This window comes from Aeromicrobium jepli, assembly GCF_047246605.1.
GTDB lineage: Bacteria > Actinomycetota > Actinomycetes > Propionibacteriales > Nocardioidaceae > Aeromicrobium.
In genome coordinates, this window is sequence record NZ_JBFOKO010000004.1 from 155661 (window position 1) to 181936 (window position 26276).

The following is a 26276-nucleotide window of genomic DNA, read 5'->3' on the forward strand; positions in this document are numbered from 1 at the left end:
CGTGTACTCCTTCGTCGTGTCGGTGTCACAGTTTTTCATTGGAGCTTCCCCTCCAGCACCGTGGCCCTGCCCGCCAGGAACGTCGCGACCACGCGGCCGGGCAGCTCCAGTCCGGCGTAGGGCGTGTTGCGCGAGAGGGAGGCGGTGTCGGCCGGCTCGATCGTGCGCGTGGCCTCGGGGTCGTACAGGACGACGTGCGCCGGCTCCCCCGCCGCGAGCGGGCGGCCGTGGGCCTCGACGCGGCCGATGCGCGCGGGGTTGGCGCTCATCCTCTCGGCGACCTGCGCCCACGTGAGGGCGCCGGTGTCCACCATCGTCTTCTGCACGATGGACAGCGCGGTCTCGAGGCCGATCATGCCGAAGGCCGCGGCCTGCCACTCGCACTCCTTGTCCTCCATGGGGTGCGGGGCGTGGTCGGTGGCGACGATGTCGATCGTGCCGTCGGCCAGGCCCTCGCGGACGGCGAGGACGTCGTCCTTGCTGCGCAGCGGCGGGTTGACCTTGTAGATCGGGTCGTACGTGCGCACGAGTTCGTCGTCGAGCAGCAGGTGGTGCGGCGTGACCTCGGCCGTGACGTCGATGCCGCGGCTCTTGGCCCAGCGCACGATCTCGACCGAGCCGCGCGTGGACAGGTGGCACACGTGCAGGCGGCTGCCGACGTGCTCGGCGAGCAGGACGTCGCGGGCGATGATCGCCTCCTCCGCGACGGCGGGCCAGCCGGTGAGGCCGAGCTCGCCCGACAGCGGGCCCTCGTTCATCTGGGCGCCCTCGGTGAGGCGCGGCTCCTGCGCATGCTGGGCGATGACGCCGTCGAACGCCTTGACGTACTCCAGCGCGCGGCGCATGAGGACGGCGTCGCTGACGCACTTGCCGTCGTCACTGAAGACGCGGACCCGCGCGGCCGAGTCGGCCATGGCGCCGAGCTCGGAGAGCCGCTCCCCCGCCAGGCCGACGGTGACGGCGCCGATGGGCTGGACGTCGGCGTAGCCGTGCTCGCGGCCGAGGCGGTAGACCTGCTCGACGACGCCGGCGGTGTCGGCGACGGGCTCGGTGTTGGCCATCGCGAAGACGCACGTGAAGCCGCCGCGGGCGGCGGCCTGCGTGCCGGTCAGGACGGTCTCCGCGTCCTCGCGGCCGGGCTCGCGCAGGTGGGTGTGCAGGTCGACGAGGCCTGGCAGCGCGACCAGGCCGGTGGCGTCGACCGTCTCGTCCCCGGTGAGGTCGGTGCCGATCTCGCGGATCACACCGTCCTCGATGACGATGTCGGCGACCTCGTCGCCGAGGATCCGGGCGCCCTTGATGACGGTGCTCATGCGTTCTCCCCTTCGGTGGCTCCACCCAGCAGCAGGTAGAGCACGGCCATGCGGACGGCGACGCCGTTCGTGACCTGCTCGACGATGACCGAGCGCTCGCTGTCGGCGACGTCGGCGTTGATCTCCATGCCGCGGTTCATCGGGCCGGGGTGCATGACGATGGCGTGGTCGGGCAGCCGGTTCATGCGGGCGACGTCGAGGCCGTAGCGGCGGCTGTACTCGCGGGCGCTGGGGAAGAACGAGGCGTTCATCCGCTCGCGCTGGACGCGCAGCATCATGACGGCGTCGGCCTTCTCCAGGCTCGCGTCGAGGTCGTACGACGTCTGGACGGGCCAGGTCTCGACGCCGACAGGCAGCAGCGTGGGCGGCGCGACGAGCGTGACGTTCGCGCCGAGCGTGTCGAGCAGCAGCGCGTTCGAGCGGGCGACGCGGCTGTGCAGGACGTCGCCGACGATCGTGACGTTCCTGCCCTCGAGGTCGCCCAGGCGGCTGCGCATCGTGAACGCGTCGAGCAGCGCCTGCGTGGGGTGCTCGTGGGTGCCGTCGCCGGCGTTGACGACGGCGCCCTGCGTCCAGCGCGAGTTCGCGAGGCGGTGCGGCGCGCCCGAGGCGTGGTGGCGGATGACGACCGCGTCGGCGCCCATCGCCTGCAGCGTGAGCGCGGTGTCCTTCAGGCTCTCGCCCTTGCTGACGCTGGAGCCCTTGGCGCTGAAGTTGATGACGTCGGCCGAGAGGCGCTTCGCGGCGGCCTCGAAGCTGATGCGCGTGCGAGTCGAGTCCTCGAAGAAGAGGTTGACGATCGTGCGGCCGCGCAGGGTGGGCAGCTTCTTGATGGGGCGCTTGGCGACGCCGAGCAGCTCCTCGGCCGTGTCGAGGATGCGGACGGCCTCGTCGCGGGTCAGGTCGCCGGCGCTGAGCAGGTGCTTCACGAGGCGCTCCCCTCGATCGTCACCGAGTCGTTCTCGCCGTCGGTCTCGGCGAGCCGGACGCGGACCTTCTCGGACTTCGACGTGGGCAGGTTCTTGCCCACGAAATCGGCACGGATCGGCAGCTCGCGGTGGCCGCGGTCGACGAGGACGGCGAGCTGCACGGCCTTGGGCCGGCCGAGGTCGCTCAGCGCGTCGAGCGCGGCGCGGATCGTGCGGCCGCTCATGAGGACGTCGTCGACGAGGACGACGACGCGGTCGTCGATGTCCTCGGGGACCTTGGTGTGCTCCAGCGCGCGAGGAGCCTTCAGGCGCAGGTCGTCGCGGTACATCGTGACGTCCAGGGCGCCCGGCGTAATGGCGGTCCCCTCGACCTCGGCCATCTTCGCGGCGATCCGCTCGGCGAGCTCGACGCCGCGGGTGGGGATCCCGAGGATGACGACGCCTTCGGCATCGCGATTGCGCTCGAGGATCTCGTGGGTGATGCGTGTCAGCGCACGCGAGACATCGGTGGCATCCATGACGGTGCTCAAGCCGACCTCCTTCTCCGCCTCACGGGACGGTGGTTAAAGGATGGTTCGGGTCGAGGCTATCAGCGGGCGACAGAAGCCTGGGTCGCGGGCAACATAACGGGCTTACAGATCGCAGACAGGCAGACGCGCCCCAGACAGGGCGATGGCACTCGCGATGGCGGCCCGTCGATGTAGGGTCCGCTAAGAGTCCCGCTCTCGCGGCCACAGCCACCGGAGGCAGTAATGGGCATTTCCGTCGCAGTCCGTAAGCACCTTTGGGGTCGCGCGAGAAACCTCTGCGCATTCCCTACGTGCAATCAGGTGCTGAGTGACGACGTTGCAAGCTCAGGGACAGGCACCATTGCCCCGATGCTAATCGGCGAAGAGGCGCACATCAGGTCGGGACGCGTCAACGGCCCGCGGCATGACCCGGACTATCCTGAAAGCCAAATCGACAGCTACGAGAATTTGATCCTCCTATGCGGCACGCACCACACGGTCGTCGACAAGCAGGACGGTCGGGCTTTCTCCGTTGCCGAACTCGAGCAGATGAAGGCCCGCCACGAAGATGGAGGCGCTGCACGGGACCGCCTCGTCGGCCTCATGCGCGAATACGTCGCCGACCGCTTTCTGGCAGATGACCGGATTCAGTTCGAGCAGGTCGATCTCAGCGGTCCGACGGTCGACTCGATGTTCGTCGACGTCCCCTTCGCCGCGCACGTTGATGCGCCAGCCGGTCAGTTACTCGACACGCTTCTCTTCGGAGAAGTTGACGAGTCGTCAGCCGCCGATCGGGACGAGTACGTTCAGATCGGTGCAGCACAAGCCATACTGCACCCAAACTGGACTGGCAATGCACTACTGGTTGGCGGCCCGGGACAGGGAAAATCAACTGTCCTCCAGTACGTTTGCCAGTATCACAGGGCGCTTCTCCTGAACGACCCGCGGTATCGGCTCGAAGTAGAGTCACTGCGACGTTCCACAGCAGCGGCACGCATGCCGTTCCGAATTGACTTGAGGGCTTACGCCGGGTGGATCCGCCAACGCATCGAACGCGCCGAAAGAAAGTCAAAAAGGCCGAAGCTCCAGCTCGAGGTCTTCATCGCAGAGGAAGTCAGCGCTCATACCGCGACCCGCTTCTCAGTCGAGGACTTCCTGAGCACAGTGGCTTCCTCGCCAGTTCTCGTCGCTCTCGATGGCCTCGACGAAGTCGCCAATCTGAAGGACCGCGACTTGGTCGCGAGCGAGATCCTTGCCGCAGCGGCGCGGCTTGCCGCGAATGCCAACGACCTCTCATTACTTGTGGCGTCCAGACCCGGAGCCACGTCAGCAGGAATCTGGTCTGCTGACAATTTCCCTCAGTTCTTCTTCCGTCCCCTCACCCCCGGATTGAAGTACCTCTACCTCGAGAAATGGTCAAGGCACGCTGGACTAGACCGGCATCGTGCTTCCAGACTCAAGAGTCTTCTAGGCGAGAACGAGGATGTACCTCACATCCGCGAACTGTCGTCGAATCCGATGCAACTAGCCATCCTTCTCCACCTCCTATACAGGCGAGGTCTCCTGCCTCAACAGAGGACCGACTTGTACGTTGACTATGTTCAAACGTTCTTCGACAGGGAGTCTGAGGGTAAAGAGCCACTCGCTGATAGCGAGCGTAGAACAATCGAGGACGTGCACGCTTTCCTGGGGTGGCATATCCAATCCCGGTCTGAAGCCGGCCTTAGCACGGGATCGATTTCCCGCGAGGATATCTCGGTGCTGCTAGAGGAATTCCTCTCAGGTCGAGAGGGCGGGCCGGAGTTAGCCGGCCGGCTGTTTGATGCGCTAACATCGCGCGTCATCTGTCTAGTCGAGCGTCGCAAGGGTTTCTTCGAGTTCGAAGTTCAATCGCTACAAGAGTACTTCGCTGCTCGACACATATTTGACAACGCTCCGTCCCGTGGAGTCGGCAACACGAAGGACGACTGCGTGGAGGCGCTCATGCAGCGCCCGTACTGGTTCAACGTGCTTCGGTTCTTCGCAGGGATGCTCAGCAAGGGCGAGGTCAAGTCGCTCGTAACCACGCTCGAGATGCTCCAGGCGCTCCCTGATCTGAAGGCCCACCCCATGTTGCGGTGGGTAGCTGTCCAGTTGCTGGATGACCGCGTGTTCCAAGCTCAGGGGTCGGCAGTAATCCAACGAGTTGTCGATTTTGCACTCGACGGTCCTGGGTTGTTACTCGCTGAGGACGGCTTCCTCAACGGCACGCGAACCCCCGCGGTCTTCAGCGAAGGCGCAGGCCGTCGTCAAGCGGCTGAACATGCTCGTCTGCGACTTCAATCCGCATGCGGGCGCCATTTCCGCAGGGCGGCAGCCGGCATTCTTCTGCGGCACGAGTCACAGGATCAGATCCACGCATGGTGGTGGTCGGACGAGCAGAGGACAGTGTCAGCCGACTGGATGAAGTCTGCGGCGGATTTGCGGGTCTTGGAGGGCTTGGATGCGACCCAGGAAGAGCACCTCGAGAAGTGTGCTCAACTGCTGGATGGCGAGCCTCTATCCGAGGTATTACTTCGGGGTTCCTACGACGGAGCCTCCGATGTCCTGATCGAAACGTGTCGAGCGGAGATCGCGGACGGAGTCGCCGACTCGCTTGTCGTAGAAATTGATGCGGGCCGTACAACACTCGGCCTCCTCCTTTCGGCAGGACTTGAAACTCATCCACTCTCGCGCGCGTTCGAAAACGGAAGATCGGCATCCGTCGTCGAGAAAAGGTTGCGACGCCGGGTGCGAAACCGGCCAGGAAGGGCAGAAGCGCGACATCTGATAGCGACCTTGAACAGCTTCCCCAGCAGGACGTCCGACTGGACTTCGTCCCAAGTTTGGCTTAACGCTCTGGATGTGCTCTGTCGCGCGTGGGGCGATTCATGGCTACTACGCATGAGCTGTGTCGCTTGGCCGGTTGACGTCCCGTCAAGGGCCGTAGCGCGGCCTTCGATTACTTCGGATGCACCGATCACGCATCTCGTAGCTTGGACCTCTGCCGCGAGGGAGCACCGCGCGGATCCCGCCTGGTGGAGCGAAGGGTTTGAGCGGAGCTCCAGCACTTTGGAAGCAAGGCACTGGCTGCTCGGCCTCCTAGTCTTCGCACACACGAATGTCATCGTCGATGTTCTTCCCGCGATGGAAGCACACGTCGCGTCGCTTTCAGACGAACAACTCGCCAGCCTGCAAATGTTCCTTTGGCATCACTTGCGGACCCCGACTGCTCGACGGATCAATCCTTCCGAATCGATTCGGCTGGGTCGCTTCAAGCCCTCAGGGAAGTCATCAGTGCTCTTGCAGAACATCGTGACAGAGGGCGCTCGCGATGACCTCGCCAAGTTCCTACTGGCCGACATCAACGCCGTCCTCAGGCCGAAAGGCCGGATCACGAGGCACCTTCAGAACACCGTCACGCGCTCGGAGTCGATCAATGTCGAGGGATTCGTCGGTCTCCGTTCTTCGCTCCCAAGGACTTGGTCCCTGGGTGGCGTGCTTACAGGAATGACCAAGTCCAAGAGCCGAGACATTCTCTCGAATCCTGATAGATGGCCTACGGCAATCGTCTATGAGGCCGTCTCGAGACTAGACAACGATAGAACCGACATCTTGCCATTGCTTGACCAGGCAAGTAGCGACAACTGGGTCGTGTAGGCCCGCGATGGAAGGTCCTCCATAATCGCAAGTGTGCCGAGCCTAGGCCAATGCGCCGGTTCGGCGACTGGATTGCAGCCCGTAGGAACGAAGTGGACGCCTGCCAGACCCCTATCAAACGAGTAAGCCCAACGTGACCAGCAACTTCTTCCAGAACGAGCGCCAGCGCTCGCGCTTCTCGGCGGAAGCCAGCTTCGGCATGCTGGACCGCCACCCGGTCCGCGGAGACGTCGACGTTGACCGACGAGCCGTCGGCGAGCTTCGCGCGCTAGTAGCGCCACTTCTCGGTGGGCCTGACCCGCGGCTCAGCCGCGAGGGCCACCCCGTCGAACTCGTCACGGCCGGAGACGACCGCGAGCCACATCTCACGCAGCTCGTCGAGCGAGCCGACGACCTTCCTCGACGCCGAGACGGCGTGGTCGCCACCGGACAGCTGACCGTTCTGGCGCAGTCCGTGCTGCTGCCTGAACTCGATCGCGATGGTCTGTGCCCACCAGCCGTCGTTGAACGCCTTGCCGTTCGCAGCGTGGGTGGTGATGCCGAGTTCGTGCACCCACACCAGCGCGAGCTTCGCGATCTCGGCGTGCGGCAGATCGCGGGCGCCCTGCGAGATCAGCCAGGCGTCCCACGCGCTCCATGCGGTGCCGGTCGCGTTCGTGATACTCGCCGCGTTCGATGCCATGGGGTGAAGCCGCGCATCAACTGCGGCCGCGCGTGACGTGAGCGCCCAGCTGAGCGAGCGTGGAGGCGGACGCCGCGGCGTGATCCTCGCTGAACACGCCGTCGGGGACGCCGGTGGCGGTGTTGACGACGCGGGTGCCGCGGCCGAGCAGGGGCTCGAGCGTCCAGGTCATCGTCATCGTGCCGGCGAAGTCGGGGTCGTCCGACACGAACTCGGCCTCCTTGACCACTCGGCGGGGCGCGTCGATGCTGGCGAAACCCACTTCGACCGCGTCGGTGTTCGCGCCGGACTTGCCCGGTGTCGTCTCGTCGTCGTACGTCTACGTCATGCGGTAGCCGCCGCCCGGCGTGGCGTCGAATCAGCTGAAGCGGCCGGTCATCCCGGACGGAGGCAGCCATGCCGTGCGCGCCGCCTCGTCGACGAGCGCGGGGAACACCTTTTCGGGTGTCGCGTCGAGGACCGCCTCGCCTACGTCGGTGTGGCTCATCGGCTCGGATCGATGATCGTCATGCCGGCCAACCGCGCCGTGTCGAATACCGGCAGCAGCTCGCCGGCCTCGGCGAGGCCGATGGTGCGCTCGATCAGGCGCTGGGGCTGGAGCGAGCCGTCCTCGATGAGGGCCATCATCCCCGGGTAGTCGACGGCGGCCATGCCGTGGCTGCCGAGGACGTCGAGCTCCCAGCCGATGACGCGGGCCATCGGCACGCGCGGATGACCGTCGACCGGAGGCAGCAGGCCGATCTGCGCGAGGCGGCCTCGGCGGCGGAGGCTGAGCAGCGCGTCGGCGCAGGTCTGCTCGCTGCCGACCGCGTCGACGGAGACGTGGCTGCCGCCGCCGGTCAGCTCGGCGACGGCGGCGGGGATGTCGCGGCCGTCGGCGAGCAGCGTGTGCTCGGCGCCCAGGTCGGCGGCGACGGCGAGGGCCTCGGTGTTGCGGTCGACGGCGATCACGCGGGCGCCCAGGGCGCGGGCGATCATGACGGCGCTCAGGCCGACTCCCCCGGCGCCGACCACCGTGACCCACTCGCCCTCGGCGACGCGCGCCCGGCCGACGAGCGCGCGGTACGCCGTCGCGAAGCGGCAGCCGAGGCTCGCCGCGGTGGCGAAGTCGACCGACGCGGGGATCGCGACGAGGTTCGTGTCGGCGGCGTGGATGGCGACGTACTCGGCGAACGAGCCCCAGTACGTGAAGCCGGGCTGCTCCTGGTCCGGGCAGACCTGCGCGTCCCCGGCGAGGCACCACTCGCACGTGCCACAGCCCGCCACGAACGGGACCGTCACGCGGTCTCCGACCTTCCAGCGCGTCACGCCCGGGCCGATCGACGAGATCTCGCCGGCCAGCTCGTGGCCCGGCACGTGCGGGAACGCGACGTCGTCGTCGTGGCCGGCCCACGCGTGCCAGTCACTGCGGCACAGGCCCGTCGCGACGACCCGGACGACGACACCGCCGTCGGGCGCAGTGGGCTCCGGTACGTCACGAACCTCGGGCCGGGCCCGGGCTGCATCGAGGACTAGCGCGCGCATCCGCACATCCTCGCAGGATGCGCGCGCCGCCCGTGGGATTCAGCCCTCGGAACCCACGAGGTCCGCGAGAGGCGTCGGCGTCCGGCCGCCGACGCGCTCGACGACGTCGGTCACGCGCGACAGCTTGCCCAGGCGGATCGACGTGCCGAACGAGACGAGCAGCGGCGCGAACTCCGCCGGGACGCCCGCGGCGACGAGGCCGTCCCGGTAGACCTCGTCGTCGACGTTGAGCACCTCGATCGGACGGCCCGCGACCTGCTCGGCGAGGGCGGCGAAGTCCTTCGCGGTGATCGCGGCCGGGCCGGTCACGTCGTACACCTGGCCCTCGTGGCCGTCGCCCGTCAGCACGGCCGCAGCCACGGCGGCGCAGTCCGCGCGGGTGACGTAGGCCGCGCCACCGTCGCCGGTGTTGGTGAACAGCCGGCCGCTCGCGGCGGCTTGGTTGATCGTGTCGACCTGCATGTCGGCGTAGAGGTTGTTGCGCAGCATCGTCCACGCGAGGCCGCTGGCACGCAGCGCGTCCTCCGTGGCGGCGTGATCGGGAACCACGCCGGACGGGTTGTCCGGCGTCGGCTCCGGGATCGACGTGTAGGCGACGTGGCGGACGCCCGCACGGGACGCGGCGTCGATCGCGGCCAGGTGGCCCTCGAGTCGCGCGCCGACGATGTCGGTCGAGATCAGGAGCATCCGGTCGACACCGGCAAGCGCCTCGGCGAGGGCCTCCGGCTCCGCGAAGTCCGCCTCGCGGACCGTGGCACCGCGCTCGGCGTAGGCGGCGAGCTTGGACGGGTCGCGCGTGAGCAGCACGACCTCGGAGGGATCGACGGTGGCGAGGAGCTGGTCGGCGACGAGGCGGCCGAGCTGGCCGGAGGCACCGGTGACGGCGATGGTCATGAGGAGTCCTGATCTGTAGTCATGATGATGGCGGTTCCTTCGCAACTGTAGTCATCCCGATGGCAATAGGGCAAGATGGGTACGTGGCCCGATCGACCAACACCCAGTTCGCGGTGGCAGTGCACGTCCTGACGTACCTCGCCGCCAGCGCCGCCGCGGGGCGCACCGCGCCCGTCGGCTCCGAGGAGCTGGCCGGCAGCACGGCCGTGAACCCCGTGCACGTCCGCAAGGTGCTCGGTCCGCTGCGCGACGGCGGGCTCACCCGCTCGCGCCCGGGCGCCCACGGCGGCTGGGAGCTGGCCGTCGACCCCGCCGATGTCACCCTCGCGCAGGTGTGGCGGCTGCTCCAGGGCGATGACCCCGTGCTCGGCCTCCATGGACCGAACCCCGCCTGCGCCGTCGGCAGCAGCATCCAGGGCGTGCTCGTCGGGCTCGACCGTCGCGTGGCCGAGGCGATCGTGGCCGAGCTCGACGCGATCACGCTCAGCGACGTGATGGAGGACGGCGGGTTCGACGCGGCCGACTTCGCGGCCCTGGCCGCCATGGCGTCGGCCTAGTCTGGCCGGGTGGCGGAGCTCGACGGCATCTGGTGGACGGCCTCCGGTGACGGGCCGGCCGTCGTCGTGCCGCGGTTGAACGTCGACTGGACCGCGATCGACCTCTCTGCGCTGAGCGATCACTTCCGCGTCGTGGTCGTGTCGCCGCGCGGCTTCGGCCCGAGCACGCGACCGGGCTCCTACGACCTCGACGGCTTCGTCGGTGACGTCGAGCGCGTGCTCGATCACCTGGGGATCGACGCCCACGCCACCTTCGGGTACTCGATGAACGGCGTCATGGCCGCGCAGCTGGCCCGGCGATCGTCACGCGTCACGGCGGTCGCGTGCGGGGGGTTCCCCCTGACCGCCGACCTGTCCGGCATGGGTGAGCGCGCTCGCCGGCGCAACGAGACCGCACGGCAGGACCCGCACGCGTGGTCCGAGGTCGTCGCCACGTACGACCCGCTCGCGGCCGAGGCCTTCTGGGACGGGGTCGCCGCGCTCCCGACCGGGACGCTCGCGGACCCCGGCGTGCCGCTGTTCGCGTGGTGGGGCGCCAAGGACGCCGTCGTCGCATCGCTGCGCTCCCCCAGCGATCTCGCCCGGGACCTCGACACCCGCGGCATCCCCTTCGAGGTCGTCCCGGGCCTCGACCACGACGGGATGCTGCGCCGGCTCGACCTGGTCCTGCCCAGGGTCGCCGACTGGCTCGCGACGGTCAGCGCGCGTCCGTGACGGTCTCGTGCACGAGGTGGTGCCACACCAGCGCGTGCCCGAGCGCCACGAGCAGGACGAGCAGCAGAGCCTCGACCTGGATCGGTCGCAGTCCGACCGGCTCGGCGAGCCCGGGGAACGAGCCGACGAGCGCCACGAGCACGTACGCCGCGGCGGTCCCGGCCCGCACCGCTCGCACGGCGGGCACGGCGTCCGTCGACAGCAGGCGCAGCGTCGACGCGAGCCCGGCGAGCGCGATGACGATGAAGCTCAGCCGCCACACGAGCGGCTGCTCCACCCCGCCGACCTGCGCGAACAGCCCCATCAGGGCCGGCAGCAGGAAGGCGAGGTAGACGCCGCCGATGGCGCGCCGCCGGACCGGGTCAGCCACCCACGCGGTGTCGCGCAGCGTCACGCCCCACCACAGCCCCACAAGCGTGAAGCAGGTCGCCGAGAAGACGGCGTAGAAGGTCGTGACGTCCATCGTGACTCCGGCGGGATCAGACCACGGTGATGACCTGCACCGGGCTCTCAGCGGTCGCCGGCGGCGTGCTCAGGCCGACGTAGGCGACCTCGACCCGCGCGAACAGCTGGTCCGGGTTCGGCGTCGTGGGGAACGACTGCCCGGGGATCGTCGAGCGTCCGCCCGGATCCTCGTTGAGCGAGCTGCGCGGCACCGTGATCTGCCGGGACCGCGTGGCCACCAGCTCGCCCGGCGCGAACGCGATCAGCTGCGTCGGGAACGTCTGCATGACCTGGTCCGTGGCCTCCCCCGGGTCGTCGCCGATGATCCGGATGCGCTCCTCGAAGCCGAGGCCGTGGTCGCCGAGGAACCGCTCGAGGTCAGTGCGCTGGACAGTGTAGGCGACGTCGAGGGTCACGGTCGAGAAGTCCCGCGAGGAGATCGCGAACGTCAGGTGGGAGATGCTGGGCATGTCTGCTCCTTCGTGAGTGCCGTGCCCCCACCGAGAGCACGCGCGCCCCGTCCCGATACACCGACTGGCCCGTTCGGCCGATTCCGCGTCCCGATCCGCGCGGCTAGCCTGACGGCATGGAGCGGTCGTGGCCGCTGACCGGCCGGGACGACGACGTGCGCAGGATCGCGGCGGCGATCCGGCCGGGCCACGCCGGGATCCTCGTCGCCGGGCCCGCGGGCGTCGGCAAGACCCGCCTGGCGCGCGAGGCACTGGGCGCCACGCCGGCCGTCTGGGCCCACGGCAGCACGGCCGCCAGACCCGTCCCGCTCGGCGCCTTCGCGGGCCTGGTCGACCTGCCCGCGGGTGACCCGCTCGAGACCATCGCGCGGGCCCTGGACCAGATCGGGCGGCGCCCGGGCGTGCTCGTCGTGGACGACGCGCACCAGCTCGACGAGCACTCGGCGATCGTCCTGCACCGGGTCGTGGTCCGGCGGTCGGCACCCGTCCTGGTCACGCTCCGCACGGGCGAGCCGGCGCCGGACACCGTGACGGCGCTGTGGAAGGACGACCTCGTCCCGCGCTTGGACCTCGCGCCCCTGGACGCCGCCGAGACCACCTCGCTCGTGGCCCGCGTGCTGCGTGGGCCGGTCGACTCGTCCGCCGCCCGGCGGCTGTGGCGGTTGACCGAGGGAAGTCCCCTGTTCCTGCGCCACCTGCTGACGGGCGAGGTCACCGCAGGACGGCTCACGGCCGCCTCGGGCATGTGGCGGTGGGACAGCGATCCCGAGCTCTCCGCCGAGCTGACCGACCTGCTGGAGCACCAGATCGGCGAGCTCCCCGCCGAGGTGCGCGACGTCGTCGACCTCGTGGCGCTCGCCGAGCCCGTCACCGTCGCGACGCTCGCGGCGCTGACCTCACCCGCTGCCGTCGAGGAGGCCGAGACGCGAGGGCTCGTCCGGACCGACGGGCGGGTGGGTCGCCTCGCGCACCCGCTGTACGGCGAGGTCCGCCGCGCCGCGATGGGCACCCTGCGCGCACGGCGCCTGCGCGGCGAGGTCGCTCGCACGCTCGACCCGGACACGAGTCTCATCCCACGCGCCGTCCTGACGCTCGACTCGGACCTGGAGCCGGACCACGAGCTGTTCCTGCGGGCCGCCGAGTCCGCCACGCGGATGTACGACCTGCCCTTGGCCGAGCGCCTCGGGCGGGCCGCCTCGGCGTCCGGCGACCCGCGTGCGCGGATCGTCCACGCGGCGGCGCTGTCGTGGCTGAGCCGCGGCGAGGAGGCCGAGGCGATCCTCGCCGAGCTCGGCGCCACCGCCACCGATCCGACCCTGCGCTCCCTCGTGCACCTGCACCGGACCGGGAACCTGCTGTTCACGATGGCCCGCCCGGGCGCCGCTCGCGAAGCGCTCGAGGCCGCCGAGTCGACCGGGGCGCTGCCACTCCACGTCGCGTCCATGGCCATCGCGCTCGCCGCCGGAGCGGGCGACCTCGGCTCCGTGCTGACGCGTGGACCCGCCCTGCTGAGGTCGGACCTGCCCGACGACCTGGCGCGCATCCTCACCGCGTCCGGCGTCTCGGCGGCCGCCGCCGTGACGGGGCGAATCGAGCTGCTCGACGAGGCCGCGACCATCGGCGGCCTCACCTCCGACCGCGTTCCCACGGTCATCCCCGGCTTCGGCCTGGCGGACTATCAGGTGCTCGGGCACCGGCTCGCCGGGACGCCCGCCCGAGGCGCCGGCCTGGCGCGCAGGATGCGCGACGCGTCCGCCGACCTGCCGGGTCCGGCCCGGCTGATGGGCCTCGTCGTCGCCGGGCACGCGGCCCTCGGCCGGGGCTGCGTGCGTCAGGCGATCGCGCTGCTGAGCGAAGCATCGGCGGGCCTCGACGGCTCCGGCCACGAGTTCCGGTTCCGGTGCCGCACGCTGCTCGCGATCGCCCTCGCGCAGGCCGGACGGGTCACGGAGGTGTCGCCGTTGCTGCACGCCCTCGTCGAGGAGCAGCACCCGGCCTACCGGCTGTTCGTGCCGGACGATCTGCTCGCTCGCGCGTGGGGCGCGGCCGCCTCCGGGTCCACGACCGAGGCCGTCGGACTCGCGCTCGCCGCGGTGGACCTGGCCCGCGACTCGGGGTCCCCCGCCTACGAGGTGCTGGCCGCGCAGACCGCGGTCCAGCTCGGCGACCTCTCGGTGCTGCCCCGGCTCGAGTCCCTCGTGTCTCTGAGTCCGCGGGCGCGCACCGCCACCGCGCACGCCCGGGCGCTGGAAGCCGGGGACGGTGAGGCCCTGCTGCGCGCGGCCGAGGCGTGGCGGGCGCTCGGCGACCTGGTCGCCGCCGGAGACGCCGCCGCCCAGGCCGCGGCGGTCCACCGCGGGGGCGGCCGCACCGGGTCGGCCCGTGCCGCCACCGAGCACGCGCGCCGCCTGGCCGACGAGTCCGGGGCCCGCACCCCCGCCCTCGAGAAGGCGGTCCGACCACTCCCCCTGACGTCCCGCGAGCGCGAGATCGTGACCCTCGCGGCACGCGGTCGCTCGAACCGGGAGATCGCGGCGAGCCTCACCCTCTCGGTCCGCACCGTCGAGGGCCACCTCTACCGCGCCGGCCACAAGCTCGGCGTCACGGATCGCGCGGACTTCGCCGGCGTCCTCGGAATCGAGTAGCGGACTACTCGCGCTCCTCGACCCGCGCGTGACCGATCGTGGCGGCATCGACCGAGGAGGAGCCATGACCACCATCCACGTCCGTCCCGGCGAGGGCCGGCACTACCCCATGATCGACGGCGACCACGTCGCCAAGGCGGCCGTCGAGGGCGACGGCGGCGCGTTCGAGGTCTTCGAGGTCGTCGCCCCCGCACGCGAGACCGCGCCGCCGCACGTCTCGCCCTGGGCCGGCGTCCTCTACCTGCTGGAGGGCCGGCTGCGGGCCTTCGTCGACGGCACGCCCCACGAGGTCGAGCCCGGCGGACTCGTCGTCGCCCCCGCCGGCACCCCCGTCACGTTCGAGGTCGTCGGCGACACGGCGCGGTTCCTCGCGATCACGACGGGCCTCGGCGCGGGACGCTTCTTCGCGGACTTCTCCGAGTCCGTCCGGGCCGACCTGCCGCCGGAGCAGTCGATGGACTCGATCCTGTCCGTGACCCGGCGGCACGGCGTGGCGCTGGCAGGTGCGTGATGTCCACGCCCACGGCCACCCGGCCACCCGCGATGCCCGAGGCCGAAGGGTTCGAGCACCTGATCGTCGAGACGCCCGGGCTGCGGTCGCACGTCGCCGCGATCGGCGAGGGCGACCCGGTCCTCATGCTGCACGGCTTCCCCCAGCACTGGTGGCAGTGGGCGCAGATCGCCCCTGCGGTCGCGGCGCGCGGCCACCGCGTCTACTGCCCCGACCTGCGTGGCGCCGGCTGGACGGTCGCGGACGATCCGCGCATCGACCGTGAGACGCGCCTGCACGACGTGCTCGCCCTGATGGACCAACTCGGGATCGAGCGGGCCCACGTCGTCTCGCACGACATGGGCACCGTGACGGTGTGGCAGCTGGTCTACGACCATCCCGAGCGCGTGCGCACGTCGGTCCAGCTCGCCGTGCCGCCGCCGTACCTGCGGTTCGACCCGCGGGTCATGCCCGGCTTCCGTCACATGCCCGCGTTCATCTGGCACCGCCCGGGGGCGTCGCTGCAGCCGATCTTCTCGCCCGCCTACCTCGCCCATCCGCTGTCCGAGGAGGTCATGGCGGCGCACCTCGCGCCGATGGCCGTCCCCGAGGTCGACGCCGCCGTCCGTCCACTCACCCGCCGGTTCGTCATCCCCGAGGCGCTCCGGATGATGCGCGGCGTCTACCGGCGCCGCCGGCTGACCGTCCCCACGCTCGTCGTCTTCGGGCGGAAGGACTGGCCGTGGACCGAGGCCGTCCTGACGCGGGCATGCCGCGACCCGGAGCACCGCTACGCCGACCGGGTCGAGTTCGCCTACGTCGACGACGCCGCGCACTACGTCACCGACGACGCGCCCGAGGAGGTCACCGCCCTCGTCCTCGACTGGTTCGAGCGCGCCGGGTGACGTCAGCCGCGCAGCCGCCGGGCGAGCACCGGGATCATGACGGCCGCGGCCAGCAGGTGCAGCGCCACGAGCGCGATCGACGTGCCGAGGCTCGCGCCGACGACGAACGGCGGCACCAGCGAGACCGCCAGCAGCGGGACGGTGACCGCCACGAACCGCTGCGCAGGCCGGTTGCTCCACCGCGCCAGTCCCAGCGCGAGGCCCACGCCGACGAGCGAGAAGAACCCGGTCACGGTCGCGAACGCGCCTGTCGGGATGGCCTCGCCGCCGTCCGGGATCTCGAACCGGACGCAGGCGGCCCTGGCGATCGCGCCCGCCGCCGTGGTCGACGTCGCGGCGACGACCGCGGCGATCACGCCCGTCACGGCGACCGCTCCGAGCCGAACGCGCGGGCGGCCCTCGACGGCGCTCATGCCCCGGCCTCGAGACGCGCGTGCAGGGCGAAGCGCTCGAAGTGCTCGCTGCCGAAGGTGACGATCTCGGCGATGCGGCCGCCCTCGATGCGCAGCACGTCGATCGCCAGCGGGAGATACGCGTTCGCGTCCCCGGACCACAGGTACGCGGCGACACCGGGCTGACGGTTCGCCTCGACCGGCACGATCCGCAGGCCCTCCATGCTGTCGAAGCCGCCCTCGACCCACTCGCGGACGACGTCGTCGCGTCCCACGTGCACGCCCGGGACGGGAGGCATCGAGCTGATGACGTCCTCGCGCAGCATCGCGGCGAGCGTGTCGACGTCGGTCGCCACCGAGGCCTCCGCATACCGGCGCACCAGGTCGCGCGTCTCGGTGTCGCTCTGCGAGCCCGTCCAGTCCTGGCGCTCGGCCGGCAGGTGCTCGCGCATCCCCGCCCGCGCCCGCTGCAGCGCGCTGTTGACCGAGTTCACCGAGTCGCCCAGCAGCTCGGCCACCTGCTTCGCCGGCCAGCCGATCACGTCTCGCAGGATCAGCACGGCCCGCGGTCGCGGAGCCAGGTGCTGCAGGGCCACCACGTAGGCGAGCTCGATCGTCTCGCGCGCCATCGCCGCCGACTCGGGCTCGTCGACCTCGTCGGCGCGCAGCTCGTCCAGCAGCCGGTCGGGGTACGGCTGCAGCCACAGCACCTCGCCCCCGGTCGCCGGCTCGGGCCGGCGCCGGCCCAGCAGGTCGAGGCAGGCGTTCGTGGCGATCCGGTAGAGCCACGCCCGGAACGTCGATCGCCCCTCGAACGACTCGCGCCCGCGCCACGCCCGCAGGAACGTCTCCTGCACCGTGTCCTCGGCGTCCTCGAAGGAGCCGAGCATCCGGTAGCAGTGCACGTGCAGCTCCCTGCGGTGCCGCTCGGCCATCGCGGAGAACGTCGACTCGTCGACCTCGGTCATGTCGCCCCGCTCCCCCACTCGCGTCTCCACCCTCATGGTCATCCTCTTCCGGCTCGTCGTGTCCTGTCACACGTATGACGGCGCCGGGCGCGAGAACTCATCACCGCGTGAGCCAACCGAATCGGCGGCCCAGCGCGTCTGGGGTGTGTCAGCGTCCGACGACAGGAGCACGCGCGTCCGCGCCGCGGGCCGCCGCACCGTCGCCACGCTGGCGGTCGGCGCCGTCCTCGGCACCGCGTTCCTCGTCACGGACCGGGACCGGGACGCACGGCTCGAGGTCAGCACGAGCATCGTCGCGTCGGACGTCCAGCGCGTCTCGGCGGCCTACCGGACCGGCGGGGCGTTCTCACGCGGCGACACGCTGTGGTTCAGCGACCCCGAGTACGCCGTCGACCTCGGCGTGACCGTCCAGCTCATGTACTACACGGCCGACGGCGTCGTGGCCGGCGTGACGAACGACGACGCCGGCGACGCCGCACGCGACTACGTCTACGTCGGCACGGACGGCACCGTGCGCGAGCTCGACCTGCCGGGCTACGTCGTGCCCGGGACGGACGCCCAGGCCGACCGGCTCGCCTACCTGACGCAGCGCCCCGGCGGCTGGACCGTCCACGTGGTCGAGGCGTCCACCGGACGAGAGCTCGCGACCCGGCCCGTGGAGGCGCCGTACACGTGGGCCGGCTGGGACCTCCCGCCGATCGGCCTGAGCGGCGACCACGTCGTGATCGGCGTCGACCGCGCGCAGTACGTCCTCGACTGGCGCACCGGTGAGCGCGTCGCCGACGTGCCGGGCGAGCGGCTGCCCTCGACCGGTGGCGGCCGGGCCCTCGGCGGGCCGCTGGGCGCGAGGACCTACGCACTCGGCGACTCGACGGAGCTGCGCTCGACCACCGACCTCGCCGCCCGCGACGAGACCGGCGGACACCCCTGGGCCAGCAACGAGCTCTCGCCGGACGGCCGCTTCGTCCTGACCGTCACCACGATGGTTGGCCTGGACGAGGACGGGAACGTCACCGAGGTCCAGGACGGGGCTGGCGGCGACGTCGTCGACCGTCCCGTCGTCCACGTGACCGAGGTCGACACGGGACGCCGCATCACGCTCCCGGGGCACGGACGCACGTACGGCTGGACCCCGGACGGCCGACTCATGCGCGTCGACGGCACGACCGTCACGACGTGCGACGGGGCCACCGGCGAGTGCTCCCAGCGCTCGGTTCCGGCCGGCACCGGGACGATCCGGCTGGCGGGCCGTTACTTCGGCTCCTGAAGCGACGGGCCGCCATCCGCGGGACGTGGGACGTCTGCCTAGGATCAGAGGCGATTCTCTACTGCCTCGGGAGGTGGACGTCGTGGTGTCCAATCACAGCGACATCGGCGAGCGCATGGCGGCCGCCGCGCGGGAGCTGCAGGACCAGCACGACGCTCAGGCCACCGTGAAGAGCGCGGTGGAGCTGCTGGTGCGCAACGTCGCCGGCTGCACGTCGGCCAGCATCTCCCTGGTGTACGCCAAGCGGCGGGTCGAGACCCCCGCCGCCAGCGACGAGCTCGCCGCCACCGGTGACCGCCTGCAGGAGGAGCTCGGCGAGGGTCCCGCGCTCGACACGCTGTGGGACGAGGAGACCGTCTACGTCCCGGACCTGGCCTCGACCGATCAGTGGCCGCACTGGGGCCCGCGACTCGTCGAGGCCACGGGCGCGCGCAGCGTCCTGACGTTCCGCCTGTTCACGCTGTCGAACGTCATCGGCGCCCTGAGCATGTACTCCACGGACGTCGATGCGTTCGACGCCGAGGACAAGGCCGAGGGCTCCGCGCTCGCCGCCCACATCGCCATCGCGGTGCTGGCCGCCCAGCAGCTCGACCAGTTCGAGACCGCCCTGGACTCGCGGACGACCATCTCCCAGGCGTGCGGCCTGCTGATGGAGCGCTACGGCATGGACTCCGCCGCCGCCTTCGCGGTGCTCACGCGGGTCTCCTCGACGCAGAACATCAAGCTGCGCGAGGTCGCCGCCGAGCTCATCCGCACCCGCAGGCTGCCCACCACCAACGGCTGAGGTCACCCGCGCGCCCGGCGCAGCACGATCTCGTCGTCCTCGACCTCGCCCGTCTCGAGGAAGCCCAGCGAGCGGTACAGCCCGAGGGCGACCTCGTTGTCCGGTGACACCGACAGGGCCGCCTCGCGGAAGGGCGTCCCCGAGAGCGACGGCTCCTCCCGCTCCCACAGGTCCAGCAGCGCCAGGACGGTCCCCCGGCCGATCCCGTGGCCCTGGCGCCCTGCGTCGACCAGCAGGCCGCCGATCCAGTGACTGCCCTCGTCCGGATCGACGGCCCACATGACGTGGCCGACCGTCTCGCCGTCCGCCACGATCGCGCACGAGCGCCACAGGTCCCCGTACGCGGAGAGGCACAGGTAGTACGTGGCGTCCGCCACCCAGTCCCGCTGTCGGCCGGCCGGCCGGACCCGCGCGATGTCGCGCCAGTTCTGCTCCGTCGCCGGCACGACCGTCACCGCGGGGGCGCTCATCTCGCACCCCAGAACGTCGTGAGCCGGCCGGCGAGCGCCGACCCCTGCTCGTGACCGGTCCGGGCTGCCACCGGCCGCAGGCCCGGATCCATCGCATCGACGCCGAACAGGTGCTCGGCCTCCGGCGGCGGGACGACGAGCTCGACGGCGCTGCCGGCCGACCGCAGCTCCTCGAGCTGCGTCGACAGGTGCAGCCCCCAGTCCACGGGCGTCCATGAGCGTCCGCCGAGTGGGCTGAGGACCAGCACGCGCGCGCAACCGGCGGCGACGTCCGCGTTCTCCGCGTTCGTGCGGTGCCCGCCGTCGATGTAGTGCCCGCCGCCGAGGGCGTACGCGAACCCGCCGGCGCAGCTCGCCGCCACGGCATCCACGAGATCGACGCCGCTGTCGCGGTCGAAGACCACGGGCTCGGCGGTCTCGGCGTCGACGGCCGTGATCCGAAGGTCGTGCCGCGGCCACGTGGCGCCGCTCAGGCGGGCGGCCACGGTCTCGCGCCAGCGCGCCGAGGCCTCGTCGCCGAGGTCGGTGGCCCGCGCCAGGGCCGTCGCGGCCGTCCGCCGGCGCAGGTCGTCGGCACTGGCGGCCTCCGCGACGCGCCTGCGTGCGCGCTCGAGGTGCTCCGCGACCTGACGCCGGCTGCCGCGGCGTGGCGACCCCGGCGGCGCGACGAGCGATGCGGCGTGGAGCCGGCGGGGATCGCCGTTCGTGATCTGGGCCGCCACGGTCGAGCCGGACGAGGTGCCGACGACGCGGTCGGCCGTCGTCACGTCGAGCCCGCCGTCGAGGAGCCCGGCGACGACGCCGACGACCCAGGCATGGCCGGTGGAACCGCCTCCGCCGAGCACGAGGGCACGGCCGGACGGGATGGATGAGGAGGTGGTGTTCATGGGATTCGCCCTTTGCGAGGTGGGGCGCTCCCGGTGACGCCTGACTCAGGCGTGGGATCGGGACTGCACGGGAGCACCCATGTCGGTCACTGCGGTCACGGGTCTCACCTCCTGCCGTCCTCGTCGCTGTCTCGTCACACCCTAGACCACGCCGACGCGCGACGGCCGGCGACGGGAAGATCCCCCGTCACCGGCCGCCACGTGGTCGGACTCAGGTCACTGGACCCGGATCCGCATCGAGGTGCCGTTCTGCTTGAGCACCCGGATCTTCACCCCCGCTCCGGCGACCTTCACGCCCGTGCGCGGCTGACCCGCGTCCGCGAACGGCTTGAAGTAGCGGTCGGGGTTCGAGTCGTCGAACACCGGCTTCGCCGCCGCACCGCGGATGTAGCTCTTGCGGCCACCCGCCGTGAGGTAGAACGAGTCCGACCTCTCCAGCCCGAACGGGGCGTCGTACGTCTGGATGCGGCCGCGCCACGCCTGGCCCTGCAGGTTGTAGATCACCTGCGGGTTGGCGTCGACGGGCAGCACCAGGCCTCGCCCGGGATGCTGGCTGGTGTTGTTGTCGGTGTACGACGTGTCCCAGTAGTTCACCAGCAGCCCGTTCTGGTACGGGAAGTGCTCCACGAAGTCCGGTCGGTCCGGGAAGCTGAAGTTGTACGGTCCCGTGCGCAGGTAGCGGTCGTACGAGACGTACGCCCGGTTGCTGGCGAGGTAGAACTGGTCCGACAGCGTGGTGAAGGACGCGGCCACCGAGGTGAACCCGTCCAGCGTCCACCCGTTCGGCGGGTTCTCGGCGCCGTCGGCGAACACCGTCGTGCCACTGGTGGTCACCTTGATGTCGTCGACGAAGATGCCCGACCAGCCGAGGTCGGGGTCCTGGCCCTGCACCGCACCGTCGGTGCGGTACCGGGCGCGGAAGCCGATCGTCTGGCCCGCGTACGCCCCGAGGTCGTACGTCACCTGCTGGTACCCGTCGCTGACGCCGTCGATGCCGACCTCGTCCGCGACGTCGTCGCCGGTGTCGGGATCGAACGAGGCGGTCGGCAGCGCCACCCAGTTGCCGCTGCCCGCGGGGACCTCGGCCTCGAACCACGCGTAGTCGTAGTCCTCCTCGATGTTGTACTGCGTCTTCAGGCTCAGGGTCGCGCCGCCGGCCGGCACCGCGATGTCCGCACGGGACATCGACGACTCGTAGTCGTCGCCCTGGCCGGACCACCACTGCTTCGTGCCCTCGGGGGGCGTCGGCAGGACCGTCCGGGTCTCCTTGTCGGGCAGGACGACGGCGACGCCCTGGGCCTTCTTCGAGTTGTACTCGTGGGGGCCGAGGTCGATCGTCCGGCGCTGGCCCGCCACGACCGTCTCGTAGTCGAGCCAGCCCAGCTGCAGCTTGTCCCACACGCCGAGGTCGGCGGGCCGGGTGCCGATGCCGCGGTCGCCCGGAGCGGAGACGCGGCTCTGCGCCATGAGCGTCCACCAGTTCACCGGGTTGTCGCCCGACGCCGCGGTGTCGTAGTGGTCCGGCAGGCCGAGGTCGTGACCGTACTCGTGGGCGACGACCGACAGACCGCCGTTCTCGGGCTGGATCGTGTAGTCCGCCGCCCAGATGCCGGTGTTGCCGACCTGGGTGCCGCCGTCGAGGTTGCCCGCGGGACCGGCGGTGCCGTCGAACTGCTGGAACGCCTTCCAGCGATGGCTCCAGATCGCGTCCTCGCCGTACAGCGGGTCGGCGTCGGCCTGGTCGCCCCCGGCGTGGATGATCTGCAGCCGGTCGATGTAGCCGTCGGGCTCGTCGAAGTTGCCGTCGCCGTCGTAGTCGTACCGGTCTCGCAGGTCGAAGCGCGCGATCGTCTGCTTGATCTGCGCATCGGTCTGGCCGGCCGCCCGCTGGTCGGCGACCCACTGGTTCATGCCGTCCTGCACGAGGTTCCACGTGTTGGAGCAGACGTTGGACCCGCAGGGGTAGCCGTCGCTGCGTCCGTAGCGAGCCTGGTTGTAGGGCACCCGCGTGACGTTCGTGACGATCCCGTCGACGCTGTAGCGACCCGACGACTGACGCTCGTAGTACGTCTTGAGGGACTCGACGCCGGCGCCCTCACCGAAGTAGAGCTGCTGGTAGTAGGCCCGGTCGTAGTTCGGGCGCCACTGGGTCGAGTTGTCGTTCGGGCCGGGCTCGGGGATCTGGTTGAACAGCGGCCCGTCGAACCGCGCCGGTCCCTGCGTGTCGGGGTCGGTGTCCTGGTCCGGGTAGCTCGGGTGACGCTGGTTGCCGAACTCGACGAGCAGCACGAAGACCTGGTCGGTGCGCTCGTTGGAGAGCTCGACGTACTGGTCCTGGGTCGCTTGCGCCGCCTGGCGGCCGCGCGCGTTCGCCCGCGCCCGCGCGGGCTCGCGCCCGAGCTTGAGCACCTGGTTGCCGGCGATCGTCCTCGGCTTCGCCTCACCACTGAGGACCTGCGCCCACGCCTCCTGGCGCAGCGCCTCCTGCTTCTCTGCCTTCGGGTTGGGAAGGACGTGGGCCGAGTTGGCCTGCTGGGCCTCGCTCGTGCCGCCCGCGGGGCCGGATGGGGCCCCCACGGCGGTCGGGCCGACCATGAGGCCGGCCCCTGCCATCAACGCCAGGCTGAGCCCGGCATGCGTGATTCTCACGTGGATGTTCCTTTCGTACAGAAAGGGGAATCCGGCCGGGGGGTCTCGCGGGCTCTCCTGTGTGCCCTGCCGACGTTATGCCTGTGAGGACGGTTTGCCCAGACCGGCGACGGGGAAAATGTTGCTCCCGTTGCGGATGATCCGGGTCAGGCCAGGGCGCCGCCCGCGGCGAACGCGATCTTCGCGAATCGCTCCCCCATGAGCGCGTGCGTGGCGGCGTCCGGGTGCAGCGCGTCGGGCAGCGGGTGGACCGCCTCGTCCGCCGCGCCGTGGAGCTCCAGCCCGTCGAGGTGGTGCAGGTGCGGGTCGTCCACGCGGCGGGCCTCGACGATCCGCCGGAGCTCGTCGCGGATCACGCGCAGGGTCAGCTTGCCCTGCGCGACCTCCGCCGGGTCCCCGCCGGCGATGAACCGCACGGCGTCCGTCCCGAGCGTCGCCGGGTCCGGCCGGCCCGGGCCGGGGGTGTCCTCGTGGATCGGGCACAGGATCGGCGAGACCACGAGCAACGGCGTCCGCGGATGGCCCTCGCGGATGGTGTCGAGGAAGCCGTGCATCGCCGCGACGAAGCCGCGCACGCGCATGAGGTCGGCGTTCACCAGGTTGATGCCGATCTTGACGCTGATGACGTCGGCCGGCAGGTCGCGCATCGTGCGGGCCGTGGCAGGATCGAGCAGCGCGCTGCCGCCGAAGCCCAGGTTCACGAGGTCGACGCCGGCCACCGCAGCAGCGATCGCCGGCCACGTGCCAGTCGGCGTGAGCGCGTTGGACCCGTGACTGATCGAGCTGCCGTGGTGCAGCCAGACGCGCCGGTCCCCGGCCGGGACGGCCTCGACCGGCGCGTCGGCGCGGAGCGAGACCACCTCGGTGAGCTCGTTGTGCGGCAGCCAGAGCTCGACCAGCTTGTCCGTCGCGGGGAGGCCGCCGAAGGCGACGACGCCGGGGTCGCCGTGCGTGACCTCGCGGCCGCCCGTGGTCATGTCGATCGTCAGCACGTCCCCGCCGTCGACGGTCCCGCGACCGGCCGGGCGACCGTCCACGAGCAGCTCGTAGACGCCGAGCGGCCGCGGCGGAGCCCCGACGTACGCCACCCGCGTCGGGCGCGTCTCCAGCTCGATCGCGGTCGCCGCGCTGCGGAACACGAGGCGCACCCCGGACGGCTGCGCCTGCGCCATCAGCAGCTGCGGGTCCGGCAGCTGGCGCCGTGCCCACCCGGGCAGTCGGTGCGGCTGGACGCCGGTCGCGGTGTGCTCGATCTCGACGGCGCCGCGGAACAGCGCCTCGGTCAGCGGGACGTCGGTCATGGTCATGTGGTCGGTTCCTGTCCGGCGGTGGGCCAGTGGGTCAGTGCGGTGTCGAGGGCCTGCGTCATGCGGCTCCACGACTCCTCGGGATCGGGGTCGGAGCGGTCGAAGCCTCCGGTGACGTGCAGGCGGACGAAGCCGTTGACGGTGCTGCCGATGAGTCGCACCACGTGCGTCTGCTCGGACTCGGGCAGGCCGTAGCCCCGCACGACGGCGAGCATCAGCGCTCCGACGCGCGCTCCCGCCGGCTCGGCCTCGGGCGCCGTGATCCGCACCTGCGTCGACTCCCAGCGGCCGGGGTGCTCGGTGGCGAACGTCCGGACGGCGTCGACGAGGGCCGCGAGGGCGTCCCGGCCGGCGCGGCCCGCCAGCGCGAGGCCCAGCCGCTCCCCCAGCTCGGTCAGCGCGAGCGCGCTGATCCGGCCGCGGAGGTCGTCCGTGCCGGCGAGGTGGAAGTACACGCTCGCGGGCTTGACGCCGACGCGTCGCGCGACGGCCGAGACCGTCACGGCCTCGAAGCCGACCTCGTCCGCGAGGTCGGCGGCCGTGCGCGTCAGCGACTCCGGGGTGAGCGCCGGTCGGTCCGACATGCTGCCTACTTCACATAGATGAGCACCTACAGACATTAGGTTACGCCATGTCGCCCACCGATCGCCTCTCTCCCACCGGTCGGCCGGACCGCGGGAACCTCGCGGGACAGGCGCGCCGCCTCGGCGGAGTCGCACGCGAAGATCGACATGCCGCGGTACGAGTCGTCGTCCTGCTCCAGGAAGGGGCCGTTCACGACGAGGACGCCCTGCCGCGCGAGCTCCGCCCGGTACGCCAGGTGCTCCGCCTGGAGCGCGTCGAGGGCCGCCTCGTCCAGGTCGGGCGGGTCGGCGGCGCGGCGCAGGATCACCACCGTGTAGGCGTCGAACTCGTCGTGGACGTCCTTCACCGCGGCGCCTCCGTGCGCTCCAGCCAGTGGTCCACGAGGGCGGCGAGCAGGGCGGGCTGCTCGTGCGGCAGCGCATGGCCGGCGTCGTCGACCACGGCGACGGTCGCGCGCGGGTGGACGTCGACGAGGTCCGCCGCGGCCCGGTAGCCGACGCTCGAGTCGAGCCGGCCGGCCACGACCAGCGTCGGCCCCGGGTACGGCTCGGCGACGAGCGAGAGGCCCCAGCTCCCGCCGATGCGCTCGAGCGCCTCCTCGTCGACGAGGTGCGCGGACGGCGCCACGAACCGCTCGTACCGCTCGAGCATCTCGGGGGTCTGGACGACGAAGTAGCTGCGGAACACCTCGTCGCCCAGGGCGCCGTCGCCCTCCACGACGCGGTGCTCGGGGACGTCGTCGTCGAGGCCGAGCAGCGGGCACACGAGCGCGAGCCCGGCCACCTGGTCCGGCAGCCGCGCGGCGATGCCTCGCGCGACGTACGCGCCCCAGGAGTGCCCGATGAGCAGGAACGGCTCGTCGCCGCACTCCTCGCGGACGAACTCGAGCAGCACGTGGAGGACGTCGTCGGTGGAGCGGATCGAGGGCGGCGCCGGCGACCGGCCCATCCCGGGGAGGTCGGGATACACGCGCCGGAGTCCGGGCCGGTCCAGGGTCGGCTCGAAGCACGCCTCGGGCTCGCGGTGGTCCACGCCGGCACCGTGCAGCACCAGCACCGGGCGACCGTCCCCGTGCCGGACCGCGTGCAGAGCGCCGCGCTCCATGGGGGCACCGTAACCCCGACGGCGCGCCGGGTCACGGCTCCGGCCGTATCGCTTGACCCGCGACCGGGCTCACCTCACCCTGAGAGAGCATGCTGCTCCGCGCGGAGGA

General features: G+C 71.1%; 25 protein-coding genes and 2 pseudogenes. 8 read left to right on the plus strand and 19 right to left on the minus strand.

All coding sequences use genetic code 11. The annotated features are described in order from the left end of the window. Positions 1 to 35: 35 nt before the first annotated feature. The 3 genes and pseudogenes from AB3M81_RS09905 to pyrR form a co-directional block, all read right to left on the minus strand. Positions 36 to 1313, minus strand: a complete 1278-nt coding sequence (locus AB3M81_RS09905; RefSeq protein WP_412903744.1) for a dihydroorotase — start codon at positions 1311 to 1313, stop codon at positions 36 to 38. Continuing rightward, positions 1310 to 2242 (minus strand): aspartate carbamoyltransferase catalytic subunit, encoded by a 933-nt coding sequence (locus AB3M81_RS09910; RefSeq protein WP_412903745.1) that lies wholly within the window; start codon positions 2240 to 2242, stop codon positions 1310 to 1312. Before AB3M81_RS09910 ends, AB3M81_RS09905 begins: the two co-directional genes overlap by 4 nt. Further along, positions 2239 to 2802: pseudogene (gene pyrR, locus AB3M81_RS09915) on the minus strand (bifunctional pyr operon transcriptional regulator/uracil phosphoribosyltransferase PyrR); the annotation flags it as partial. The gene AB3M81_RS09910 and the pseudogene pyrR, both read right to left, overlap by 4 nt. A 318-nt stretch (positions 2803 to 3120) precedes the next feature. Between pyrR and AB3M81_RS09920 the strand changes: the two are divergent. Next, complete coding sequence (locus AB3M81_RS09920; RefSeq protein ID WP_412903746.1) at positions 3121 to 6429, plus strand: NACHT domain-containing protein; 3309 nt, start codon at positions 3121 to 3123, stop codon at positions 6427 to 6429. A gap of 268 nt (positions 6430 to 6697) precedes the next feature. Here the strand turns inward: AB3M81_RS09920 and AB3M81_RS09925 are convergent, their stop codons facing one another. The 5 genes and pseudogenes from AB3M81_RS09925 to AB3M81_RS09945 all read right to left on the minus strand — a co-directional run bounded on the left by AB3M81_RS09925 (position 6698) and on the right by AB3M81_RS09945 (position 9529). Then, positions 6698 to 7111: a hypothetical protein gene (locus AB3M81_RS09925; RefSeq protein WP_412903747.1), complete on the minus strand. Its 414-nt coding sequence runs from the start codon at positions 7109 to 7111 to the stop codon at positions 6698 to 6700. 16 nt (positions 7112 to 7127) lie between these two features. Next, a pseudogene (locus AB3M81_RS09930) lies at positions 7128 to 7379 on the minus strand (SRPBCC domain-containing protein); the annotation flags it as partial. Between the two features lie 90 nt (positions 7380 to 7469). Then, positions 7470 to 7598, minus strand: coding sequence for an SRPBCC family protein (locus tag AB3M81_RS09935; protein WP_412903748.1), 129 nt, complete (start codon positions 7596 to 7598; stop codon positions 7470 to 7472). Beyond that, positions 7595 to 8635 (minus strand): alcohol dehydrogenase catalytic domain-containing protein, encoded by a 1041-nt coding sequence (locus AB3M81_RS09940; protein ID WP_412903749.1) that lies wholly within the window; start codon positions 8633 to 8635, stop codon positions 7595 to 7597. The genes AB3M81_RS09935 and AB3M81_RS09940 overlap by 4 nt, the downstream gene beginning before the upstream one ends. A 39-nt stretch (positions 8636 to 8674) precedes the next feature. After that, complete coding sequence (locus AB3M81_RS09945; protein WP_412903750.1) at positions 8675 to 9529, minus strand: SDR family oxidoreductase; 855 nt, start codon at positions 9527 to 9529, stop codon at positions 8675 to 8677. A gap of 83 nt (positions 9530 to 9612) precedes the next feature. Between AB3M81_RS09945 and AB3M81_RS09950 the strand changes: the two genes are divergently transcribed. Together AB3M81_RS09950 and AB3M81_RS09955 are read left to right on the plus strand one after the other, a co-directional pair. Then, on the plus strand, positions 9613 to 10086 hold the full coding sequence (locus tag AB3M81_RS09950) for an Rrf2 family transcriptional regulator (protein WP_412903751.1): 474 nt from the start codon (positions 9613 to 9615) through the stop codon (positions 10084 to 10086). A 9-nt stretch (positions 10087 to 10095) separates the two neighbouring features. Then, on the plus strand, positions 10096 to 10800 hold the full coding sequence (locus tag AB3M81_RS09955; RefSeq protein ID WP_412903752.1) for an alpha/beta fold hydrolase: 705 nt from the start codon (positions 10096 to 10098) through the stop codon (positions 10798 to 10800). On the opposite strand, the gene AB3M81_RS09960 is transcribed toward AB3M81_RS09955, so the two are convergent. Both AB3M81_RS09960 and AB3M81_RS09965 read right to left on the minus strand, forming a co-directional pair. Beyond that, positions 10784 to 11263: a hypothetical protein gene (locus AB3M81_RS09960; RefSeq protein WP_412903753.1), complete on the minus strand. Its 480-nt coding sequence runs from the start codon at positions 11261 to 11263 to the stop codon at positions 10784 to 10786. The genes AB3M81_RS09955 and AB3M81_RS09960 overlap by 17 nt on opposite strands. Positions 11264 to 11279: 16 nt before the next feature. Next, positions 11280 to 11714, minus strand: a complete 435-nt coding sequence (locus AB3M81_RS09965) for a hypothetical protein (protein WP_412903754.1) — start codon at positions 11712 to 11714, stop codon at positions 11280 to 11282. 116 nt (positions 11715 to 11830) lie between these two features. Between AB3M81_RS09965 and AB3M81_RS09970 the strand changes: the two genes are divergently transcribed. From AB3M81_RS09970 to AB3M81_RS09980, 3 genes are all read left to right on the plus strand, one after another. Next, entirely contained in the window at positions 11831 to 14359 is a 2529-nt protein-coding gene (locus AB3M81_RS09970; protein WP_412903755.1) for a helix-turn-helix transcriptional regulator, read from the plus strand. A gap of 64 nt (positions 14360 to 14423) precedes the next feature. After that, positions 14424 to 14870 carry a cupin domain-containing protein gene (locus AB3M81_RS09975; RefSeq protein WP_412903756.1) on the plus strand — a complete coding sequence of 149 codons (447 nt, stop codon included), beginning with the start codon at positions 14424 to 14426 and terminating at the stop codon, positions 14868 to 14870. Continuing rightward, positions 14870 to 15754, plus strand: a complete 885-nt coding sequence (locus AB3M81_RS09980; protein WP_412903757.1) for an alpha/beta fold hydrolase — start codon at positions 14870 to 14872, stop codon at positions 15752 to 15754. Before AB3M81_RS09975 ends, AB3M81_RS09980 begins: the two co-directional genes overlap by 1 nt. 2 nt (positions 15755 to 15756) lie before the next feature. On the opposite strand, the gene AB3M81_RS09985 is transcribed toward AB3M81_RS09980, so the two are convergent. Both AB3M81_RS09985 and AB3M81_RS09990 read right to left on the minus strand, forming a co-directional pair. Then, positions 15757 to 16167 (minus strand): DUF6069 family protein, encoded by a 411-nt coding sequence (locus AB3M81_RS09985; protein WP_412903758.1) that lies wholly within the window; start codon positions 16165 to 16167, stop codon positions 15757 to 15759. Next, the gene (locus AB3M81_RS09990; RefSeq protein ID WP_412903759.1) at positions 16164 to 17150 is read right to left on the minus strand and encodes an RNA polymerase subunit sigma-70; all 987 of its coding nucleotides are present in this window, start codon (positions 17148 to 17150) and stop codon (positions 16164 to 16166) included. The genes AB3M81_RS09985 and AB3M81_RS09990 overlap by 4 nt, the downstream gene beginning before the upstream one ends. A gap of 109 nt (positions 17151 to 17259) precedes the next feature. Between AB3M81_RS09990 and AB3M81_RS09995 the strand changes: the two genes are divergently transcribed. After that, positions 17260 to 18381 (plus strand): hypothetical protein, encoded by a 1122-nt coding sequence (locus AB3M81_RS09995; protein WP_412903760.1) that lies wholly within the window; start codon positions 17260 to 17262, stop codon positions 18379 to 18381. An 82-nt stretch (positions 18382 to 18463) separates the two neighbouring features. After that, positions 18464 to 19165: a GAF and ANTAR domain-containing protein gene (locus tag AB3M81_RS10000; RefSeq protein ID WP_412903761.1), complete on the plus strand. Its 702-nt coding sequence runs from the start codon at positions 18464 to 18466 to the stop codon at positions 19163 to 19165. Positions 19166 to 19167: 2 nt separating this feature from the next. Here the strand turns inward: AB3M81_RS10000 and AB3M81_RS10005 are convergent, their stop codons facing one another. The 7 genes from AB3M81_RS10005 to AB3M81_RS10035 form a co-directional block, all read right to left on the minus strand. After that, positions 19168 to 19635: a GNAT family N-acetyltransferase gene (locus AB3M81_RS10005; protein ID WP_412903762.1), complete on the minus strand. Its 468-nt coding sequence runs from the start codon at positions 19633 to 19635 to the stop codon at positions 19168 to 19170. After that, entirely contained in the window at positions 19632 to 20522 is an 891-nt protein-coding gene (locus AB3M81_RS10010; protein ID WP_412903763.1) for a patatin-like phospholipase family protein, read from the minus strand. Before AB3M81_RS10010 ends, AB3M81_RS10005 begins: the two co-directional genes overlap by 4 nt. Before the next feature lie 216 nt (positions 20523 to 20738). Beyond that, positions 20739 to 23171: an immune inhibitor A domain-containing protein gene (locus tag AB3M81_RS10015; RefSeq protein WP_412903764.1), complete on the minus strand. Its 2433-nt coding sequence runs from the start codon at positions 23169 to 23171 to the stop codon at positions 20739 to 20741. 146 nt (positions 23172 to 23317) lie between these two features. After that, positions 23318 to 24478 (minus strand): SGNH/GDSL hydrolase family protein, encoded by a 1161-nt coding sequence (locus AB3M81_RS10020; RefSeq protein WP_412903765.1) that lies wholly within the window; start codon positions 24476 to 24478, stop codon positions 23318 to 23320. Beyond that, complete coding sequence (locus AB3M81_RS10025) at positions 24475 to 25062, minus strand: TetR/AcrR family transcriptional regulator (RefSeq protein WP_412903766.1); 588 nt, start codon at positions 25060 to 25062, stop codon at positions 24475 to 24477. Before AB3M81_RS10025 ends, AB3M81_RS10020 begins: the two co-directional genes overlap by 4 nt. Positions 25063 to 25097: 35 nt before the next feature. After that, the gene (locus AB3M81_RS10030) at positions 25098 to 25409 is read right to left on the minus strand and encodes a YciI family protein (RefSeq protein WP_412903767.1); all 312 of its coding nucleotides are present in this window, start codon (positions 25407 to 25409) and stop codon (positions 25098 to 25100) included. Beyond that, positions 25406 to 26167: an alpha/beta fold hydrolase gene (locus AB3M81_RS10035; RefSeq protein ID WP_412903768.1), complete on the minus strand. Its 762-nt coding sequence runs from the start codon at positions 26165 to 26167 to the stop codon at positions 25406 to 25408. The genes AB3M81_RS10030 and AB3M81_RS10035 overlap by 4 nt, the downstream gene beginning before the upstream one ends. Positions 26168 to 26276: the final 109 nt, after the last annotated feature.